General features: G+C 72.8%; 19 protein-coding genes. 4 read left to right on the plus strand and 15 right to left on the minus strand.

Going from position 1 to position 19,640, the window contains the following annotated elements; all coding sequences use genetic code 11:
• Position 1: 1 nt before the first annotated feature.
• The gene (locus ACGGAQ_RS08550; RefSeq protein ID WP_393045988.1) at positions 2–268 is read right to left on the minus strand and encodes a hypothetical protein; all 267 of its coding nucleotides are present in this window, start codon (positions 266–268) and stop codon (positions 2–4) included.
• Positions 269–371: 103 nt separating this feature from the next.
• The gene (locus ACGGAQ_RS08555; RefSeq protein WP_355068150.1) at positions 372–875 is read right to left on the minus strand and encodes a DinB family protein; all 504 of its coding nucleotides are present in this window, start codon (positions 873–875) and stop codon (positions 372–374) included.
• Between the two features lie 132 nt (positions 876–1,007).
• On the opposite strand from ACGGAQ_RS08555, the gene ACGGAQ_RS08560 reads away from it, so the two are divergent.
• Positions 1,008–1,964, plus strand: a complete 957-nt coding sequence (locus tag ACGGAQ_RS08560; RefSeq protein WP_393045990.1) for a DUF72 domain-containing protein — start codon at positions 1,008–1,010, stop codon at positions 1,962–1,964.
• 56 nt (positions 1,965–2,020) lie between these two features.
• On the opposite strand, the gene ACGGAQ_RS08565 is transcribed toward ACGGAQ_RS08560, so the two are convergent.
• Complete coding sequence (locus ACGGAQ_RS08565; RefSeq protein WP_393045992.1) at positions 2,021–2,395, minus strand: hypothetical protein; 375 nt, start codon at positions 2,393–2,395, stop codon at positions 2,021–2,023.
• 156 nt (positions 2,396–2,551) lie between these two features.
• Positions 2,552–3,178, minus strand: a complete 627-nt coding sequence (locus tag ACGGAQ_RS08570; protein WP_393045994.1) for a hypothetical protein — start codon at positions 3,176–3,178, stop codon at positions 2,552–2,554.
• A gap of 195 nt (positions 3,179–3,373) precedes the next feature.
• Between ACGGAQ_RS08570 and ACGGAQ_RS08575 the strand changes: the two genes are divergently transcribed.
• A complete protein-coding gene (locus ACGGAQ_RS08575) occupies positions 3,374–3,544 on the plus strand; it encodes a hypothetical protein (RefSeq protein WP_393045996.1) in 171 nt (56 codons plus the stop codon).
• 33 nt (positions 3,545–3,577) lie between these two features.
• On the opposite strand, the gene ACGGAQ_RS08580 is transcribed toward ACGGAQ_RS08575, so the two are convergent.
• The 3 genes from ACGGAQ_RS08580 to ACGGAQ_RS08590 all read right to left on the minus strand — a co-directional run bounded on the left by ACGGAQ_RS08580 (position 3,578) and on the right by ACGGAQ_RS08590 (position 6,695).
• A complete protein-coding gene (locus ACGGAQ_RS08580) occupies positions 3,578–4,381 on the minus strand; it encodes an alpha/beta fold hydrolase (RefSeq protein WP_393046789.1) in 804 nt (267 codons plus the stop codon).
• Between the two features lie 161 nt (positions 4,382–4,542).
• Positions 4,543–5,799 (minus strand): hypothetical protein, encoded by a 1,257-nt coding sequence (locus ACGGAQ_RS08585; RefSeq protein WP_393045998.1) that lies wholly within the window; start codon positions 5,797–5,799, stop codon positions 4,543–4,545.
• Between the two features lie 185 nt (positions 5,800–5,984).
• Positions 5,985–6,695 carry a hypothetical protein gene (locus ACGGAQ_RS08590; protein ID WP_393046000.1) on the minus strand — a complete coding sequence of 237 codons (711 nt, stop codon included), beginning with the start codon at positions 6,693–6,695 and terminating at the stop codon, positions 5,985–5,987.
• A 246-nt stretch (positions 6,696–6,941) separates the two neighbouring features.
• Here ACGGAQ_RS08590 and ACGGAQ_RS08595 point away from each other — a divergent pair, with 246 nt between their 5' ends.
• Together ACGGAQ_RS08595 and ACGGAQ_RS08600 are read left to right on the plus strand one after the other, a co-directional pair.
• On the plus strand, positions 6,942–8,999 hold the full coding sequence (locus ACGGAQ_RS08595) for a type IIA DNA topoisomerase subunit B (protein WP_393046002.1): 2,058 nt from the start codon (positions 6,942–6,944) through the stop codon (positions 8,997–8,999).
• 35 nt (positions 9,000–9,034) lie between these two features.
• Positions 9,035–11,518, plus strand: coding sequence for a DNA topoisomerase (ATP-hydrolyzing) subunit A (locus tag ACGGAQ_RS08600; protein ID WP_393046004.1), 2,484 nt, complete (start codon positions 9,035–9,037; stop codon positions 11,516–11,518).
• Positions 11,519–11,527: 9 nt separating this feature from the next.
• On the opposite strand, the gene ACGGAQ_RS08605 is transcribed toward ACGGAQ_RS08600, so the two are convergent.
• The 8 genes from ACGGAQ_RS08605 to pseB form a co-directional block, all read right to left on the minus strand.
• On the minus strand, positions 11,528–12,163 hold the full coding sequence (locus tag ACGGAQ_RS08605) for an alpha-ketoglutarate-dependent dioxygenase AlkB (protein WP_393046006.1): 636 nt from the start codon (positions 12,161–12,163) through the stop codon (positions 11,528–11,530).
• Between the two features lie 34 nt (positions 12,164–12,197).
• Positions 12,198–12,857, minus strand: coding sequence for an HAD family hydrolase (locus tag ACGGAQ_RS08610; protein WP_393046008.1), 660 nt, complete (start codon positions 12,855–12,857; stop codon positions 12,198–12,200).
• Between the two features lie 54 nt (positions 12,858–12,911).
• A complete protein-coding gene (locus tag ACGGAQ_RS08615; protein WP_393046792.1) occupies positions 12,912–13,970 on the minus strand; it encodes a PseG/SpsG family protein in 1,059 nt (352 codons plus the stop codon).
• Positions 13,967–14,689, minus strand: a complete 723-nt coding sequence (locus ACGGAQ_RS08620; protein ID WP_266251487.1) for a glycosyltransferase family protein — start codon at positions 14,687–14,689, stop codon at positions 13,967–13,969. Before ACGGAQ_RS08620 ends, ACGGAQ_RS08615 begins: the two co-directional genes overlap by 4 nt.
• 71 nt (positions 14,690–14,760) lie before the next feature.
• On the minus strand, positions 14,761–16,590 hold the full coding sequence (locus ACGGAQ_RS08625) for a class I SAM-dependent methyltransferase (protein WP_393046010.1): 1,830 nt from the start codon (positions 16,588–16,590) through the stop codon (positions 14,761–14,763).
• On the minus strand, positions 16,580–17,431 hold the full coding sequence (locus ACGGAQ_RS08630) for a hypothetical protein (protein WP_393046012.1): 852 nt from the start codon (positions 17,429–17,431) through the stop codon (positions 16,580–16,582). Before ACGGAQ_RS08630 ends, ACGGAQ_RS08625 begins: the two co-directional genes overlap by 11 nt.
• 10 nt (positions 17,432–17,441) lie before the next feature.
• The gene (locus tag ACGGAQ_RS08635; protein ID WP_393046014.1) at positions 17,442–18,599 is read right to left on the minus strand and encodes a DegT/DnrJ/EryC1/StrS family aminotransferase; all 1,158 of its coding nucleotides are present in this window, start codon (positions 18,597–18,599) and stop codon (positions 17,442–17,444) included.
• Positions 18,596–19,579 (minus strand): UDP-N-acetylglucosamine 4,6-dehydratase (inverting), encoded by a 984-nt coding sequence (pseB, locus tag ACGGAQ_RS08640; RefSeq protein ID WP_393046016.1) that lies wholly within the window; start codon positions 19,577–19,579, stop codon positions 18,596–18,598. The genes ACGGAQ_RS08635 and pseB overlap by 4 nt, the downstream gene beginning before the upstream one ends.
• Positions 19,580–19,640 lie beyond the last annotated feature (61 nt).

A 19,640-nucleotide genomic window follows, 5' to 3' on the forward strand; every position in this document is an offset into this window, starting at 1 on the left:
CTCAGCGGCCGTCGCTTCCGCCTGTCGCACCGTCGGCGTCCTGATCGAGGGACGGGGACACGTGGGCCGGGGGAGGCCGCCGGCGGTACGCCTGGGCGCGCCGGAAATCCTGCACGGCGAGGCTCAGGCCGGCCAGCTCGTCGGGGCGCGGCGCGGCGCGCACCGCCGTCAGGACCAGCACGACCGGACGCGTGCCGGTCGACGGGTCGACGGGGAAACCGCCGAGCAGCCGCTCGGCGGTTTCCTGGTCCATCCGGTCCGCGTTCATCTCGTGTCCCTCAGCGCCGACCCCGCGGGCGATGTCACATCGGCGTCCGCGGCGGAACCGGTGGTGACGGCACGAGGCGAAGCGCCCGAGGGCCGGCCGGGGCTCAGCCCATGGTCTTGGACCCGTCGATCGCCTCACGCAGGATGTCGGCGTGCCCCGCGTGCTGCGACGTCTCGGCGATGAGGTGCAGAAGCACCCGGCGGACCGTCCAGCTCGCACCCGGCTCGAACCAGGGCGCCTGCGGCAGCGGGTGGGCCGCGTCCAGATCGAGGGTGGCGATCAGCTCGTCGGTGTGGGCGGCCACCGCCTGGAACCGCTCGACCAGCCCGGCCAGGGTCTCGCCCGGCGCCATCCGGAACTGACCGACCCAGTCGATCTCCTCGCGCTGCATGGCCTCCGCACCACCCACGGCGAACAGCATCCACCGCTCCTCGGTGCCGGCGACGTGCTTGATGAGCCCGCCCGGGCAGAGCTCGCTCACGGTGCTGCGGGCGGCGGCCTGCTCGTCGGTCAGCCCGTCGACGGTCTGCAGGAGGAAGCCCCGGTGCCGGCGCAGCGTCTGCAGCAGGTCGGCCCGTTCCCCGGTGAGCTGCGCGGTGCTGGTCATGGTGTCGCCCTTCGGTCGAGGTCCGTCGGGCGCCAGCCTAGGACCGGGCACCGACACTTCGGGGTCGGACACGACGAGCGCGCCGGCCGCCAGCGGTTGCCGATCGGGGCGCGGGACTGTCCACTGAATGACATGGGTGTGATCAAGGTGGGCACGTCGTCCTGGGCGGACCAGACGTTGCTGCGCTCCGGCTGGTATCCGCGCTCGGCCAACACACCGGCCGGCCGGCTGGCCTACTACGCGGGGCGGTTCCCGCTTGTCGAAGTGGACACGTCCTACTACGCCGTTCCGGTGCCGGAGACGACACAGGGCTGGGTCGACGCGACGCCCGACGACTTCACCTTCAACGTCAAGGCGTTCAGCCTGTTCACCGGGCACCCGACGCCGGTCGCCGTGCTGCCCCGGGATCTGCGGCCGGCCGGCGGCCCGAGCCGGGTCCGCCGTCGCGATCTGCCCGAGCAGGCGTACGACGAGCTGTGGGCCCGCTTCCGGGCGGCGCTGGACCCGATCGCGGCCGCCGGCAAGCTGGGCGCGGTGCTGTTGCAGTTTCCGCCCTGGTTGGCGCGCGGCGCCGCCGCCGAGCGTCGCATCGTGGAGCTGGCACAGCGGTGCCGGCCGTGGCGGGTGGCGGTGGAGCTGCGGCACGGGTCCTGGTTCGACGGCGCCGCCGCGGCGGCGACCCTGGACCTGCTACGCGCGCACGACCTGTCCCTGGTCTGCGTCGACATGCCACAGGGGCACCCGTCGTCGGTGCCGCCGATCCTGACGCGGACGGCGGAGCCCGCGATCGTCCGCTTCCACGGCCACAGCGACGCGTGGGGCGACGGCGACAAGCAGGACAAGTTCCGCTACGCGTACGACGAGTCGGAGCTGCGGGACTGGGCCGTGCGGCTGGCCGAGCTGGCCGCAGATGTCGACGACCTGCATGTGCTGTTCAACAACTGCTGCGCCGGGCAGGCCCAGCGCGACGCCACCCGGCTGGCGCAGCTGCTCGCCGAGACCATGCTCGCCGATCTGCGGGTGCCACCCGGGCCGCGTGGACCGGCCGACGGTCAGACCGTCGCGGCGCTGCCCGCGTCGAGCGGCTGACGGACCGCTGCCCGCGTGCACCTCGTTTCGAGCGGGCACGCGGGCAGCGCCGTTGATCAGGAGCGTCGACCCCGGGTGCGCAGCGCGTCCTGGGACCGCTCGTTGACGTCCGCGTCGTCGGGGAAGCTCCGCCCGCTGGGCGCCGGATCGGGTGGCGCGCCCGGCCCGGCCGTCGTCGTGCGGGTGGGTTCGACCGGACCGAAGCCGTGCCGTCCGGCCGGACCGCTCCGGCCGGCCGGAGCGCCCGCGCGCCGCTCGCCGCGCTGTCCCTCGGGCACCGCTGTCTCCTCGCTGCCCTCGTCCATCGGCGAGTCGTCGTCCGCGCCCCAGGGCGCGTCGGCGTCGAAACCGTCGCTGGTGCCCCACGGTTTGACCGCCTCCGGTACCGGCCGGTCGCCACCGCGACTGCTGCGTCCCTCGTGTGCCGTCATGGCCACCTCGCTCGTCGGTCCGCCGCTACCGACGGACGAAATGCCCGTCCCCGGGCCGGTCCTGCCCGCGCGGTACGCCATGGAGCGTGGCGGGCGCGCAGGGTCGGCCGGCTTCCCGCCGTCGACGGTACGGCGGGGAACCGGCCGGCCCGACGCTCAGCGTCCGGACATGGCCATCTGCCGCTTTCCCATGCCCATGCCCATCTTGGCCATGCTCATCGGCGCGCTGCGGATCCCGCCGGTGCGGTTGAGGATCCCGCGCAGCACCTGACCTGGCTTCTGCTGCTCACCCATGTAGGCGGTGACCACGACCAGTGATCCGGTCAGCGCCGGAATCGCCCACTGGAGCAGCTTCATCTGCCGCTGCGAGGAGGCGACGCTGGCCGGCGTCTGGTGGCTGGGTTCCGTGGTGCCGTTCACCGGCGGGCCGCCCGCCTTCTGCAACCGCATGCCGACCAACCGGCTGTAGCCGGTGACCGCGAGCGCGCCGATAGTCAGCGCCGTCTTGATGGCGCTGGCCCGGCCGACCCCGCGCTGGGCCATCACCCGTGGGCTCTCCGTGACCAGTTCGCCGACGGCACCGGCCAGGTGCGCGCCGATCGCCGCCGCGTTGACCGGAGTCCACTTCGACCAACCGGCCGAGGCGACCGGAAGTCGCTGGGTCGAGTCGTTGATTTTCGCCGCTGCGCCGTTGACGCCGAGGGCACCCATGAGGGAGCCGCCGAACCAGGCCGCCAGACCCAGATCGTGCATCGAGCGCAGTGCGGTGTGTCGTTCGGACATGTGATCCCCTTCCGCCGTGTCGGGCGAAGCGGCTTACCCGCCGCCCGGGCGGCTAACCCCGTCGCCTGCCGGCCGATCCCCGTCGCGCCGACACGACGGGGACGTACGGGCGTCGCGGTCGGAGATCGCCGTCGGGAGGAGTCGTCCGCGCGGTGGCGGGTAGATCCGTCCGACGCCGACGGAGAGGGGAACGCGATGTCGCAGCCGGATGAGGTCCGCGAGAAGACCCCCAAGACCGACGCGGTGCTCATGCACCCGAACAACGATCCGCACCGGAACACCGCGGAGGTCGCGCCGCGCAAGGACCACGGGCAGATCCAGGTGGAACGCGACGACGAGCTGGTGCCGCTGGACCCGGAGGAGTGAGCGGGGCGGGCCGCCCCGGTCAGCCGGTACGGCTCAGCGGGGCGGCAGGTCCGCGGCGAAACGGGCGATCCGCCCGGCCAGGTGCGCGCCGGCGCGGACCCAGGTGAAGTGGTCCAGCGGCGCCCCGGCGTCCGCCACCGTGTACCGCTCGCGGGTCACCGGTGCCGCGGCGAGCTTTGCGCAGAGGTGGTCCATGGTCTCGTGCGGGGTGTACTGGTCGTCGTCCACGCTGATCGCCAGCACCGGTGTGCGCACGGCGCGTACCGCCGCTTCGGTGTCCGTGCCGTCGAGCCGGGGAAAACGGCCGGTCCGCGCGGTGTGTGCCCAGTCGCGGATCACGCCGCGCGCCTGCCGGCCGCCGAAGCCCCAGCCCGGCCAGACGCCGAGCAGCGCCGCGGTGGCGGCGATGCCCTGGGTGTACGGCAGCACGCCGAGCCCTCGGCGACCAGGATAGGTGCGCCAGTACGGGACGCCCACCGCGATCAGCGCCAGAGCGTCCACCGCGTCGCCGCCGTGGCGGGCGAGGTGCAGCAGGGCGGCCTGCCCGCCGAGGGAGTGACCGAGCAGCACCCGGGTACGCCCGTCCAGCCGCGACTTGAGCGCCGCCAGGACAGCGCCGACGTCGCTGGCCAGCTCGGCGTAGCCGTACCGGTCGGCGCGGCTCGGGGCGGGCGTGCTCGCTCCGGTGCCCCGCAGATCCGCGACGATCACGGCCAGGCCGGCGGAGCGCAGCGCGGCGGCGAACGGCCGGTAGTAGCGGGCGCGGACCCCCATCGCGGGCCAGATCACCACCACGGGCGCGCCGGGCGGGCCGTCCGGCTCGGGATAGACCTGCATGCCGAGCCGAGCGCCGTCGACGTCGACGAACTCCTGCGCGTACTCCGGATCCCCGTTCACCGGGCCAGCCTACGGCCCGACGTTACCGGCGGGTAGTCACGGCGGGCCGGACACGGCGGAGGCCCCGCCGGGTGGCGGGGTCTCCGGTGGCGCGCGAGCGGTCAGGAGACGGAGATGGTCCCGTCACCGGCGCGGACACACGACACCGCGCGGGCGGCGGTGACGGCCGCGCCGGCGAGGCACCGGCCGAGCACCTGGTGCCCGGTGGCGTTCGGGTGCCACGACTCCTGGCAGGTCTGGAAGTAGCTGACGCAGGTGTTGGCGATCCGCTGAATGGCGATCTTGTCCTTGCCGGCGAGGCTGGTCACGAAGGTGCCGGTCGCGCCGTCCTGCAGCCGGATGGGCGTGGCCAGCGCGCCGGTCGGGCTGGACGTCGACTCGCACAGCCGCGCGCCGTCGAAGGCCCGCTGCACGTTGAGGTAGACCAGGTCATCGGCGGGGAACTCGGCGGCCAGGGTGTCCCGGGTGGACTTCACGATGCCGCCCAGGCCCTGCGAGAAGCGGTGCCCGGGGGCGAGGCTGGCCCGGTGGATCGGGCAACCGGCGGCGTACCGCTCCGCGCCGAGGTCACGGAACTTGTCCCGGGTGTCGTCCCGGCCGTCCTCCTCGTAGTACACCGGGTTCACGTCCAGCGGCAGCGGGTTGGTGTAGTCCTGGAACACCACCCGGTGCTGGCCGTCCGCGTCCACCTGGTCGAGGGTGGTCAGGATCTGGCGTACGGCGGCCGTGGTCTCCGCGGTCGCGGCGCTGAGCTGTGCGGCGGTGGCCAGGTCGGCGTCGGTGCACGGCTTCTGCTCGACCGGCCCGCCGAGGTACGCCCAGAACTCCCACCAGCCCGTCCAGGCGTCGGCGATGAACCGGTTGGCGCACGTCTCGGCGACGCTGCCGAAGGTGAACGAGCTGTTGTTGGAACCCAGGCCGATCAGCACGAGGTCGATGTCCTGGGTCTGCGCGACGGCGCGGAGCTGGTCGAGCTGCGCGGCCACCGTGCGGCCCTTCTCCCGGGCGGCGGAGGCGGTGGCGATGTCGTGCGGCTGGCCCCCGGAGCAGGCCAGGTTGAACCGGTTCTGGATGCCCGGCAGGTTCGCCTGGTTCAGCGAGGCGTTCGCCGAGCGGTGGCAGAAGTACGCGTTGTTGTTGGGAGCGGTCCAGCCGGGGAAGCCCTGGGCCACGCCGTTGATGTCGACCACGGAGGTGTACGCCCCCGCGCCCTCGCCGCTGATGAAGCTGTCGCCGAGCGCCACGGCGGCGGTGGGCAGCGCGGCGGTCGCGGGGGCGGGCAGCGCGACGGCGGTCGACAGCGCGGCCGTGACGATCGTGAGTGCCGCGGCGAGCGCGGTACGGCGGAACCTGGGCATGGGGCTCCCATCCATCGAAAGATGAAAGATTCTCTGAGAGCGCGATCAGATCACCCTTGTGCAACGGGCGTCAATGGCCGGTAACGGAATCGTTCGATGAACGACACACCCGTTCCGGCGCAGGGGTGTGCGCCCCGCGCGGGGGTCGAGCACCGATGTGGATCAGCGCAGGGGTGGCGCCGGCGTCACGCGCCCCCGCCGGCCGGCGCGTCCGTGTCGCCCTCGGGCCGGCCGCGCACGGCCGCGCCGAGCGCGTTCAGACCAACACCCCAGATCAGGAGTACGCACAGCCACTGCGCCCACCGCAGCACGCTCATCTCGCCGGAGAGCAGGTGGCGGACGCTACCGAGTGGGGTGAGCCACGGCTGTGCCGGACGCAGCGCGTCCACGGCCTCCAGCAGCCCGAACAGACCCAGCGGGAGGACGATCGTGGCGAGGAACGCGACCACTCGCGAGCGCAGCAGCAGGCCCAGGCCGGTGCCCACCAGGCCGGCGACGATCTGCACCAGCACGCCGCCCACTGCGACCGTGCCGACGTGCCGCCACGGGTCGTCCGCCCCGTCGGCCGGACTCAGGGCCAGCGTCGCGGCGCAGACCACCGCACCGCTCACGCCGATCACGGCGGCCGGCAGCAGCACCCCGGGCACCGTCGAGACGACACTGGCGGACGCCCGGCGTGGATCGCGCACGAGCAGGATGCCGAACAGTGGCGTCGCCACCGACATCAGGCTCTGCACCGCGCCCGACAGGTCGACGAACGTCCGATCGGCGGGCGCCGCCGTCGCGACGAGCGCCACGGCGGTCAGTAGCCCCGCCAGGACGGTGCCGGCGAGCAGCCACCGCCGGGCACGCGTACCGAGGGAGCGCCGCAAGGCGTCGCGCGTCGTCCCGTCCACCCCGACCGCCTCCCGGCGTCCGTCGTGCCCTCAAGTGAGGAATCGTACCGGCGTGGGTATCTCTGCGTGGTCCCGCGCTCACCGGGCGACTGTTCGGTGGCTCACGTTCGCCGAGCCGAGCACGGCGGGTCGCGTAGGTCCTCCGGGAGTTGTCTCAGCCTCGGGCTAGGCTCGCTGCGGCGCGCCACGCCGGCTGACATCACCGGTGACAGGCAGCACAGAGCCGAGACCGGGGAGTACGACCAGTTGACCGCAGAGCCTGACACCCTGTACGGGGCCGATGACCTCACCCACCTTGAGGGGCTGGACGCCGTCCGCAAGCGGCCCGGCATGTACATCGGTTCCACCGACAGCCGTGGCGTGGGTCACCTCGTCAACGAGATCCTCGACAACTCCACCGACGAGGGCGTCGCCGGTCACGCCACCACCGTCGAGGTGATCCTGCACGCCGACGGCTCGGTGCAGGTCGACGACGACGGCCGCGGCATCCCCACCGACGTGCACGCCAAGTCCGGCATCTCCGGCGTCGAGCTGGTGCTGACCCGGCTGCACGCGGGCGGCAAGTTCGGCGGCTCCGGCTACAAGACCTCCGGCGGCCTGCACGGCGTCGGCGCCTCGGCGGTCAACGCGCTGTCCCGCCGCTTCGACGTGACCGTCCGCCGAGCCGGCAAGGTCCACGCGATGTCGTTCCGGCACGGCGTTCCGGGGATCTTCGACGGCGACGGGCCGGACGCGCCCTTCACCGCTGGCCCCGGCCTGCAGGTGGTCGGCGCGATGAAGCGCGGCCAGCGCACCGGCACCTCGATCCGCTGGTGGCACGACGCCCGCTACTTCGAGACCGGCGCGGCGCTCGACATCGACGCCGTCCGGATGAAGCTGCGCAACACCGCGTTCCTGGTCCCCGGCGTGACGTACCTGCTGCGCAACCTGACCGGCGAGGCCCCCGCCGAGGAGCGGTTCCACTACCCCAACGGGCTCAGCGACATGGTCGAGTTCCTCGCACCGGCCGGCGACCGGCCGGTCTCCGGCATGCTCCTGGTCAACGGCGAGGGGACGTACCGGGAGAACGCCGCCGACGCCAACGGCGTCATGCAGTCCAACGTGCAGCGTCGCGCCGAGGTCGAGGTGGCGTTCCGGTGGGGCACCGGCTACGAGCGCACCGTCGAATGCTTCACCAACACCATCCGCAACGCGCACGGCGGCACCCACCGCAAGGGCTTCGAGCGGGCCCTCGTCCGCACCCTCGCCGACGCCGTCCGCAACACCCGCGGCCTGCTCAAGGCCAAGGAGGAGCCGCCCACCCTGGACGACGTCCTGGAGGGGATGACCGCCGTGGTGCACGTGCGGATCCCCGAGCCGCAGTTCACCTCGCAGACCAAGGACGAGCTGTCCACGACCGGCATCACCAAGGTGCTCCAGACCCTGGTCGACGCGCACGTCAAGGCCTGGCTGGAGGACCGGCGCACCAAGGCCGAGGCGCGCGTCGTCCTGCAGAAGATCGTCGACGCGGCGCGGGTGCGACTCACCCAGAAGCAGCAGAAGGACGCCGCCCGGCGCAAGACCGCCCTGGAGGGCGCGTCCATGCCGCCGAAGCTGGTCGACTGCCGCGCCACCGGCATCGACCGCAGCGAGCTGTTCATCGTGGAGGGCGACAGCGCACTCGGCACGAGCCGCATGGCCCGCAGTTCGGAATACCAGGCGCTGCTGCCGATCCGGGGCAAGATCCTCAACGTGCAGAAGGCCAACCTCCAGCAGGTTCTGGACAATGCCGAGTGCGCCGCCATCGTCCAGGTGCTCGGGGCCGGCTCGGGGCGGACATTCGACCTCTCCACGCTGCGCTACGGCCGCGTGCTGATCATGGCCGACGCCGACGTGGACGGCGCGCACATCCGTACGCTGCTGATCACCCTCTTCGCCCGGTACATGCGGCCGTTGATCGAGGCCGGTCGGCTCTACGCCGCCATGCCGCCCCTACACAAGATCACCACCAAGGGGCGCAACCCGCAGACCGTCTACACCTACACCCAGGCCGAGATGGAGGCGACGGTTCGCAAGCTGGAGAAGGCCGGCAAGCAGATCGTCACGCCCATCCCACGCTTCAAGGGCCTCGGTGAGATGGACGCCGACGAGCTGTGGGACACCACGATGAACCCCGCCACCCGCGCCGTCCGCCGGATCACCCTGGACGACGTGGACGCCGCCGAGCGCATCCTCGAACTGCTGATGGGGGAGAAGGTCGAGCCGCGCCGCAACTGGCTGATCGACTCCGCCGACCGGGTCGACCGGGAAGCGATCGACGCATGAGCAGCACGCGTACCGTCCGAGGGGAAAGCTGAGTCATGGCACGCCGTAAGGAAAACAAGGTCGACCTCTCCTCGTTCGACCAGGCCGGCGCGCGGGTCTTCGACAATCCGCTGGTCACCGAGGTCTCCGACTCCTATCTGGAGTACGCGTTCTCGGTCATCCACTCCCGCGCCCTGCCGGACGCCCGCGACGGCCTCAAGCCCGTGCACCGGCGCATTCTCTGGTCGATGTACGAGCAGGGCTACCGCCCGGATCGCGGGCACGTGAAGTCCGCCCGGGTGGTCGGTGACGTGATGGGTAAGTACCACCCGCACGGCGACACGGCCATCTACGACGCCATGGTCCGCCTCGCGCAGGACTTCTCGCTCAACGTGCCGCTCATCGACGGGCACGGCAACTTCGGCTCCCCGGACGACGGCCCGGCCGCCGCGCGTTACACCGAGGCGCGGATGTCCCGCGAGGCCATGCTGCTCGTCGGGGAGCTGGGCGAGGACACCGTCGACGTCGAGCCCAACTACGACGGGTCGCTGACCCAGCCGACAGTGCTGCCGGCGGCCTTTCCCAACCTGCTGGTCAACGGCGCGTCCGGGATCGCGGTCGGGATGGCCACCAACATGATCCCGCACAACCTCGCCGAGGTCGTCTCGGCGGCCCGCTGGCTGATCAACCACCCGGACGCCACCCTGGACAAGCTCATGGAGTACGTCCCCGGCCCCGACCTGCCCACCGGCGGCGTGCTGCTGGGGCTGGACGAGGTGCGCCGCGCGTACGAGACCGGGCGCGGTGTGGTGCGGATGCGCGGCAAGGTGGAGATCGGCCCGCTCGAGGGCAGCCGGGGTCGCCAGGCGATCACAGTTGTCGAATTGCCCTACGGCGTCGGCGCGGAGAAGGTCATCGCGGCGATCACCAACGAGGTGACCAAGACCAAGCGGCTGACCGGCATCGCCGACGTCAAGGACCTCACCGACCGGGAGAGCGGCACCCGCCTCGTCGTCGAGTGCAAGGTGGGCGTCAATCCGCAGGCGCTGCTCGCCGACCTCTACCGGTTGACCCCGCTGGAGCAGTCCTTCGGTGTCAACAACCTGGTGCTGGTCGACGGCCAGCCCCGTACCCTCGGGCTGAAGGCGCTGCTGGAGGTCTTCCTGGCCCACCGGTACGACGTGGTCACCCGGCGTAGCTCGTACCGCCGCCGTAAGCGCCAGGAGCGGCTGCACCTGGTCGACGGCCTGCTGATCGCTCTGCTGGACATCGACCGGGTGGTCCGGTTGATCCGCGGCAGCGACGACGCGCAGGCTGCCAAGGACGGGCTGATGAGCCAGTTCGGCCTCTCCGACATCCAGGCGACCTACATCCTGGACACTCCGCTGCGCCGGTTGACCAAGTACGACCGGATCGAGCTGGAGGCGGAGCAGGAGCGGCTGCGCGCCGAGATCACCGAGCTGTCCACGATCCTGGACGACGAGCGGGTGCTCAAGAAGCTGGTCTCCGACGAGCTGGCGGCTGTGGTCAAGCAGTTCGGCACCGAGCGGCGGACGACGCTTGTCGACGGCGACCTCAAGGAGGTGCTCGCGGCGTCCGCGCCGGCCGGTCCGCTGGAGGTCGCCGACGACCCGTGCCAGGTCATCCTCTCCGCGACCGGGCTGGTCGCCCGGACCGCGGCCGAGTCGGAGGAGAGCGCCGAGGGGCGCCGGCGCAACGGCCGGGTCAAGCACGACACGGTACGCGCGATCGTGCACTCCACCGCCCGTGGTCGGGTGCTGCTGGTCACCAGCGCGGGTCGCGCCTTCAAGATCGACGTACTGCCGCTGCCGGTGCTGCCCGAGCAGGCTGGCACGGTGTCGCTGCGCGGCGGGATGTCCGCCGCCGAGCTGGTGCCGCTGGAGGCGGGGGAGACCGTGGTTGGTCTGGCGCCGCTCGGCGGTGCGGCGGACACCTCACCCGGGCTGGCGCTGGGCACCCGGCAGGGCGTGGTGAAGGTGTGCGCGCCGGAGTGGCCGGTGCGCTCCGACGAGTTCGAGGTGATCGGCCTGCGCGACGGTGACGAGGTGGTCGGGGCGACCTGGCTGACCGACGGCGCCGAGACGCTCACCTTCGTCACCTCGGAGGCGTCGTTGCTGCGTTTCGCCGCCGGGCTGGTGCGCCCGCAGGGCCTCAAGGGCGGCGGGATGGCCGGTATCAACCTGCCGGCCGGGGCGCGGGTGGTGTTCTTCGGCGCGGTACGCACCGACGACGCGGGGCACGGCGAGCCGATGGTCGTCACGTCCACCGGGGCGACGGTCAAGGTGACGCCGTTCAAGGCGTACCCCGCGAAGGGCCGGGCGACCGGCGGCGTCCGCGCGCACCGCTTCCTCAAGGACGAGACCGACGTGGCCGTTGCCTGGGTGGGGCCGCGCCCGGTCGGCGCGACCGGCACCGGCGAACCGGTGGAGCTGCCGGCAGCCGACCCCCGCCGCGACGGCAGCGGCTTCGCCGTGATGCTGGGCCCAACTGTGGTAGGCCACCTCATCGAACGCGACTAACCCACCGGGTTAGGCGACGTTGATCGGGCGGAACTGGACGCTCACCCTCGGGCCTACCGGGCGGGTGGTCTTGGGGATGGCGTGTTCCCAGGTGCGCTGGCAGGAGCCGCCCATCACGATCAGGTCGCCGTGGCCCACCGGGAACCGCAGGCTGTCGCCACCGCCGCGCGGGCGCAGCAGCAGCGGCCGAGGTGACCCGAACGAGACGATCGCGACGATGGTGTCGCTGTGCGCGGAGCGGCCGATGGTGTCGCCGTGCCAGGCGACGCTGTCCCGGCCGGAGCGGTAGAGACACATGCCGGCGGTGACGAACGGCTCGCCCAGCTCGGGGGCGTAGTGCCGGGTCAGCGCCGCCCGCGCCGAGGTGAGCACGGGGTGCGGCAGTTGCCGGTCGACGCCGTACCAGCAGAGCAGGCGGGGCACGTCGACCTCGCTGTCGTACATGGTGCGTCGCTCCGCGCGCCACGGCACCTCGGCGAGCAGGGTGTCCAGGACCGCGTCGGAACCGCGCACCCAGCCGGGGAGGTGGTCGACCCAGGCGCCCCGGCTGAGCTGGTGCCGCCGGAGCTGGCCGGGCAGGGGCCCCAGGGTCGGCTCCGCGTCGGTCAAATCGAGCATCGACGGCTGGTAGGCGGCCTGCGTCATGCAGCCACCCTAGCAGCACTTTCGTACACCCGTGCTAGGCCGTGGCTGCCGCGTTGTGCTTCGCCACCAGGTCCGGAAGGTCGTCCAGCGCGTCGATGCGGAACAGGCACTGCTCGGCCACGGCCGGCATGTCGAGGATGTGCCCCCACGGGCCGCGCCGGATCAGGCACGTCTTCATGCCGGCCTCGATGGCCGGGCGTACGTCGTTGTCGGGCCGGTCGCCGACGTACAGGATCGACGACGCGTCGCCACCGCCCTCCCGGACGACCCGGTCGAAGAAGGCTGGTGACGGTTTCGCCACGCCCCAACCGGTCGAGGTGCCGATCAGGTCCACGGGGAGGTCGAGGGCGTGCAGGAGCGCCTCGGCGGAGGCGGGTTGGTTGCCGGCCAGGCCGACGAAGAGGCCCTGCTCCTTGAGCGAGGTCAGGCAGCCGCGCGCGTCGGGGTAGAGATCCTCCTCGCCGAACCACTCGGGTTCGCCGGCGGCGGCGCGACGTTCCAGCTCCGCGGTGAGGTCGAAGTCGGGCCGGAAGGCCCGGAACGTCTCCTGGTAGTCCTGGCCACGGGCGATCACGGCACCGAGGACCGCCGAGAGCGTGTGCCGTGGAACGCCGAACCAGTCCGCCCAGCCCGCGAACTCGCGGGACTCGTCGAGGATCGTCCCGCCGACATCGAAGAAGACCGCTCTGATCACGTGCGTCCCCCGTTCGCCTGGTCGACGGATCATAAGCGGGAGAACCGCGCGTCGTCAGTCCGCGACGGCGGCCGGGCGTACGGCCTCGAACACCGCGTCCACGACCCGCGCCCGGCCCCGGCCGTCCACGGTGGACCAGGCCCGCGCGGCCAGCGCCGCGCGGCGCTGCGGCGAGCTGAGCAGCCCGTTGAGGGTCCGCGCCGCCGTCGCGCGGGCGGCCCGCCCGGGCACTCCGGCGCCGGTCAGCTCCGGCAGTTCGCCGAGGCCGGCGGCCAGACCGTGCTGGACCACCCGGGTGTACGACTCGCGTTGGTTGTCGACCACGCAGACCAGCGCGGCGGGCGCGCCGAGGCAGCACAGTTCCCAGGTGGAGGTGCCCGCGGCGCTGACCACCAGGTCCGCCCCGGTGATCAGGGCCGGCAGTGAGCCGGTGGGCGGGACGGGACGGACGATCTGCCCCCGCCCGGGGGTGATCGTTTCCAGCTCGGCCTCGATCTCGGGTCGGCCGACGACGACCGTGAGGTCCATCGGGTGTCCGGTGGCCAGCAGCACCCGGGTCAGCACCGGGGCCGCGCCGACCGCGTCGGTGCCGCCGAAGAAGGCCAGCACCCGGGGCCTGCTGACCGCCGTGGCGGGCCGGGGCGTCGCCGGACGGGCGGTCACGACCGAGTCGCGCAGCAGGGCATACCCGCTGCCGGCGAGCAACCGCCCGGGCAGCGCCGGAAGCTGGGCCCCGAAGTTCTGGTCGAGGTAGAGGTCGGCGTCCTGGCCCCGGCTGTCCCCGTCGATGACGGCGAGGGTGAACACGCCGGCCGCGCGCAGGGCACCCGCGCCGGCCGGGTCCAACTCGTAGGAGTCGACGACCATCACGTCGAGGTCGTGTCGTCGGGCCGCCTCGACCAGCTCGGCCGGCGACTCGGGGCCGGGGTGCAGTCCGATGCCGCGCGCGGCCAGTTCGGCGGTGGCCCAGCCGAGCCGTTCCACAGTGCCGAACACCGCGACGTGGGCGCCCCGGGCCAGGAACTCCTCGGCGAGCGCCAGGCAGCGAACGAGGTGCCCGACTCCGCGCCGCGGCCCGGCGTCGCAACGCAGTCCGACCCGTAGCGTGCTCAGGACTCCTCCAGCCGCTTCTGGCGTACGTCGGCGTTGAGCGCGCGCAGCCGCGGCTGCCCGTCGAGCCAGTCGGCGAGCTTGGCCAGCGGCACGCTGACGTCGCCGAAGTGGTCGGCGACGGCGCTCACCAGCGCCCAGTCCTGCTCGGTGTCGAGGGTCAGCCGCAGCGCCGAACGGTCCGGGGTGAGGGTCACCCCGAGCACCCGGAACAGATCCGGATGGGTGTACGCGTACGAGGTGACGTGCACCCGGTGGTGACCGGTGGCGAGCCGGTCGAGGGTCCGCAGGGTCTCCGCGCGGATGATCTCGACGTCCAGCCCGCGGGGCAGGGTCCGGGCGATCGACGTGCTCGCGTAGTCCAGGCCGGGCACGGCCCGGTACACCGAGGCGACCAGCGTGATGATCTCCGGGTCGAGCAGGGGACAGTCGGCGGTGAACCGCATGACCGCGTCGCCGGGGTGTGCGGCGAGCGCGCCCACGAACCGGCCCAGCACGTCGTCGACCGGCCCGCGGTGACACGGCACGCCGAGCCGCCGGCACTCGTCGACCACCGCGTCGTCGACGGTGTCCGTGCTCGTCGCGACCACCAGGTCGGCGAGGACGCCGCTGTCGCGGGCGGCGCGTACGACGCGGCCCAGCACGGACCGTCCGGCGAGCGGGCGGAGCACCTTGCCGGGTAGCCGCGACGAGCCCATCCGGGCCTGCACGATCCCGACGATCCGTGGCCCCGCTCCCGTGTCGGCCGTCGGGTCCGGTCGGCTCGCCGTCGCGGATGCGTTGTCGTCGCCGGTCACTGCTGCTCCTCCTGCCTCGGCGCGAGCGCCGCCCGCGCTCGCCGCTTGGCGGCACGGGCACCCCGCTTGGCCAGCCGGGCCGGGGTGATGGCGAGTCGGCCGACGCGGTAGCTGATGGACCCGCTGAGCAGGCCGATCTTCGCCTCGGCCCGGCGCAGCGCCCGCTCCCGGGAGGTGAGCAGCTCGTCGGTCCAGCGGGCCAGGGCGGCGAGCCGGCTGATCTCCTCGCGTTGCCGCAGCCACGCCTCCCGCAGCTGCTGGTAGCTGCGCGCGCCGACCGGCGGATCGGTCGGCTCGACGGCCTGCAGCTCGGCGGCGAGGGTCGCGCGGCCGTTGGCGTCCAGGCCGTGCAGCGTGGCCGCGATCGCCGCCTCGGCCTGCACCGCCTCGGCCACGGTCGCCCGGTCCAGGTCGTGGCCGGCGAGCCCGCCGAGCACCACGGTCAGGCCCGCGACGTCGAGAGTGGACGACCACGGGTGGGCGTACCCGCCGGTGAGCAGGGCCGCCGCGAAGCGCCACAGGCCGCGGGCCAGCACCACGTCGCCGGGCAGCGTGTCGGTGGCCCGCCAGCTCGGGTCGAGCACCGCGTAGCGTTCCCCGCTGACCACCATGTTGTCGGTGCTGGCCAGCGCCGCCGCGCTGGCGAGTCGGCCGTCGGCGTCGGCCTGGCCGGCGAGCCAGCCCGCGTACCCGTGCAGCAGCGTGCGCAGCGTCGCCAGGTCGCGGCGCAGCGCGGCGTCGAGCAGCAGGGTGTGCAGCAGCCGCCCGGTCGGCACCGGCCCGGACAGTGCGGCCGGGTCCCGGTACGCGGCTTCGCGGCTGGCGAACGGCGCGGCCGGCGTGCTCGTGCCGGCGCCAGTGCCGCCGCTGTGGCCCCACCGCCAGCCCGATGGGCCGTCGAGCACCTCCAGCACACCGATCCCGGGCAGGCCGGACTGCCCGGTCTGCGCTAGCGCCACCGGCAGGTCCCCGTCGACGGTGGCGTCCGTGGGCCCACCCGGCCGACGGGCCAGCATCAGCCAGGCCGGCGCGAGATCGGCGGCACGCCCGGCGTGCAGGGCGTCCACCGCCAACCGGGCCGGGTCCTGGAGCACGGTCGCGGTGACGAAGGCCCCGGCGCAGGCGCCGTGCAGCACCGCGTCGAACAGCCCGCACCCCGCGCCCCGGTCGAGCTGGTCGGCGTCGAGCAGCGCCGTCGCGGTCGCGCCGTCGGGGTACGCGGCCCAGCAGGCGACCGAGCGCAGCCCGGCGCCGGTGAGCCGCTCGCGCAGTTGGTCCCGGTTGGCGGGGTGCGCCCGGTCCAACACGCCACCGATCACCCAGGCGGAGTCGTCGCGGGCGGCGTACCAGGGGGTGGTGGCGACCAGCCGGTGCAGCCCGAGCGGGTTGTCCAGGCGCAGCAGCAGCGCGCCGCCGGGGCGTATCGCCGCGATCAGCCGTGCCAGCACGCCGTCCCAGCCCAGCCGAGTGCCCTCCACCGACTCCACCGGGTCCAGTCCGGCGGCGGCGATCACCACGTCGTACGTCTCGTCGTCGGGCAGCCCGGCCGGGCCGCCCACGACCACGCGGGCGGCCCGCCGGGCCAGCGCCACCGCGTCCGGGTGGCTGCGCAGCAGGCAGGTCACCTCGGCGTGGGCGAGCCGGTCGAGCAGTGCCGGGTCGTGCGGGCCGGCCAGCAGGACCCGGGCGCCGGGCGGCACGATCCGGGCGGCCAGCGCGGCGAGGGGCCCTCCGTCGGCCAACCGCTCCTTCGGCAGGTCGGACCAGGCCAGCATCTCGCCGCCCGGCAGGGTGATCCGGCCGGCGGGTGCGGTCTCAGTCGTCACTGTCGTCCTCTTCTTCTTCCGGAAGGTTCGCCCAACCGAGCAGCTCCCGCAGCTCGGCAGGTGTGCAGCGGTGGTCGGTGCCCAGCTCCGCGCGGGCGATCGAGACCGCGGTGGGCAGGTCGACAGTCGCGCCGTGCAGTTCCGGCCACTGCCGCCGGATGCGGGCGGTTCCGCCGAAGGTCGGGTCCTCGTTGGACAGGATCATCGGGTCGCCGTAGACCGCCGGTTCGCAGCCGGCCGCGATGCCGTAGAAGATCGCGCTGGTCAGCCGGTTGGATGCTACCCGCTTGTGCCGGCGCAGCTCGGTCAGCTGCTTGTCGAGGAACTCCGGGTCGGTGTCCTTCCACCAGTGCCCCCGGTAGCCGTGGCAGATCACCCGGAACCCGGCGCGTTCGTAGAGCCGGCGGACGTGGCGCATGCCGTACTCGTGCCAGTAGAGGCAGACCGTGACCGGGCCGGGCTCGGTGTCGCGGATGCGGGCGATCAGCTCCCGGTGGTCGCCCTTGACGTGCTGGCCCTCCCAGCCGTGGAACGGGTACCAGATGGTGCCCTCCCGCTCCTGCTCCGGCGGGTTCTCCGGCCGCATGGCCAGCAGGTAGGTGAACGGGGCGCCGATCACGACGACGTTGCGCCGCCCCACCGACCAGGCCCGGCGGCGGGTCTGCTCGGACCAGAGCAGGCTCGGGGTGCCCTCGGCGTACGGGTGGCCCGGGGCCAGGCCGTCGCCGATGTTCCAGCCGTGCTGCACGTACCCGTTGATGCGCGGGGGATGCCGGTCGCCGAGGCCGGCGTAGCGGGCCAGCACGTGGGCGTGGCCGTAGAAGTGGTTCGCGTGGTGCATCAGGTTCCCATCAGGCGGCGGAACGCAACGCGCTGCCCCGCAGGACCGCGGTCAGCGCGTCGATGACGCGGTCCTGGTCGGCGTCGCTGAGTCCCGGGTACAGCGGCAGCGACAGCTGCTGGGCGTAGAACGACTCAGCCACCGGGCAGGATCCGCGGCGGTAGCCGAGGTCGGCGAAGGCCGGGTGCCAGTGCACCGGGATGTAGTTGACCTGCACACCGATGCCGGCGGCGCGCATCCGGTCGTACACCTCGCGTCGGCGGCCGTCGAGCACCCGGATCGGGTAGAGGTGCCAGGCCGGGTCGGCCCACGACTTACGGGTGGGTGTCAGCACGCCGTCCAGGTCGGCCAGTGCCTCGTCGTAGCGGGCGACGAGGGCGGACCGTCGGGCCTTGAACTCGGCGAGCCGGCGCAGCTGGCTGCGGCCCAGGGTGCAGAGCACGTCGGGTAGCCGGTAGTTGAGCCCGAACTCCTGTACCTCGTAGTACCAGCCGCCCTCGTCCTGCAGGCGCAGGTCCCGGCGGTCACGGACCATGCCGACGGTGCGGAACCGGCGGGCCCGCTCCAGGATCTCCGGGTCCACCGCGGCGACGGCGCCGCCCTCGGCGGTGGTCAGATTCTTCGTCGGGAAGAACGAGAACGTGGTCAGGTCGGCGAGCGAGCCGACCGGCCGACCGTGGTACGTCCCACCGATCGAGTGCGCCGCGTCCGCGAGGAGCAGCGCGTCGCTGCCCTCGACCGACGTACGCAGCGCGTCGTAGTCGGCCGGGTGACCGCCGTAGTCGACAGCGGCGACGACCTTGGTACGCGAGGTCACCGCAGCTGCGGCCGCGGCCGGGTCCAGGCAGAACGTCTCGTCCTCGACGTCGGCGAACACGACCTTCGCGCCGAGGGCTACGGCGCTGCTGGCCGTCGCCACGAACGTCATCGGCGGCACGACGACCTCGTCGCCGGGGCCGACACCCGCGGCCGCGTACGCCACGTGCAGCGCGGCGGTGCCGTTGGAGACGGTGGTGACGCCGGCCCCGCCGGCCCACCGGGACAGGTCCGCCTCGAAGGCGTCCACCTGCGGCCCGGTGGTGAGCCAGTCGCCGCGCAGCACGTCGGCGACGGCCGCGATGTCGTCCTCGCTTATCGACTGTCGGCCGTACGGGAGCATCGCTGTCATGCGGTGAGGCCGAGCATCTCGCGTAGCTGCTGCACGCTGAGCCACTCGTCGTTGGTGTCCGACTGGTAGGCGAAGCCGTCCGGCACGGGCTCGCAGTCGACCGGCGGCTGGTAGCCCCAGCCGGCGATGGTCGGCTGGACGATGTAGCGGTCCTTGGCGCGCAGCGTCCGCCGGCTGTCGTCCGGGGCGATCATTTCCTCGTGCAGCTTCTCGCCGGGCCGGATGCCGATCTCGTGGGTGGTGGCGTCCGGCGCGACGGCCTCGACCAGGTCGAGGATGCGCATGCTGGGAATGCGCGGCACGAACAGCTCGCCGCCCTGCATCTGGTCGAACGAGTCCATGACGAACTGGACGGCCTGCTCCAGGGTGATCCAGAAACGGGTCATCCGCTTGTCGGTGATCGGCAGGCTCTTGCCCTCGGCGGCCAGCCGGTGAAACAGCGGGACGACCGAACCGCGGCTGCCGACCACGTTGCCGTAGCGGACGACCGAGAACCGGGTCGGGTGGTGCGCGGCGTAGTGGTTGGCCGAGACGAACAGCTTGTCGCCGACCAGCTTGGTGGCGCCGTACAGGTTGATCGGGCTGGACGCCTTGTCCGTGGAGAGCGCGATGACCTTCTTGACGCCGGCCTCGATCGCGGCATCGACCACGTGCTGCGAGCCGGTGATGTTGGTGGCGATGAACTCGGAGGGGTTGTACTCCGCGGTGTCCACCTGCTTGAGGGCGGCCGCGTGCACCACGTGGTCCACGCCGTGCATCGCCCGGGTGAGGCGGTGCCGGTCCCGGATGTCGCCGATGAACCAGCGCAGGCGCGGGTCGTCGCCGAGCTGCTGGCGCAGCTCGTACTGCTTGAGCTCGTCGCGGGAGAAGACCACCACCCGGGCGGGGTCGGCCTCGGTGAGGATGTGCCGGAGGAAGGTCCTGCCGAAGGAACCCGTTCCCCCGGTGATCAGAATGGACGATCCATTCAACTCACTCAATTTGGTGCTCCCGTGATCGTGGATGAACCGGCGGCCCTCGGCCGGCCGACCGGGGTGAGAC

The sequence above is a fragment of the Micromonospora sp. NPDC047557 genome, assembly GCF_043205095.1.
GTDB lineage: Bacteria > Actinomycetota > Actinomycetes > Mycobacteriales > Micromonosporaceae > Micromonospora.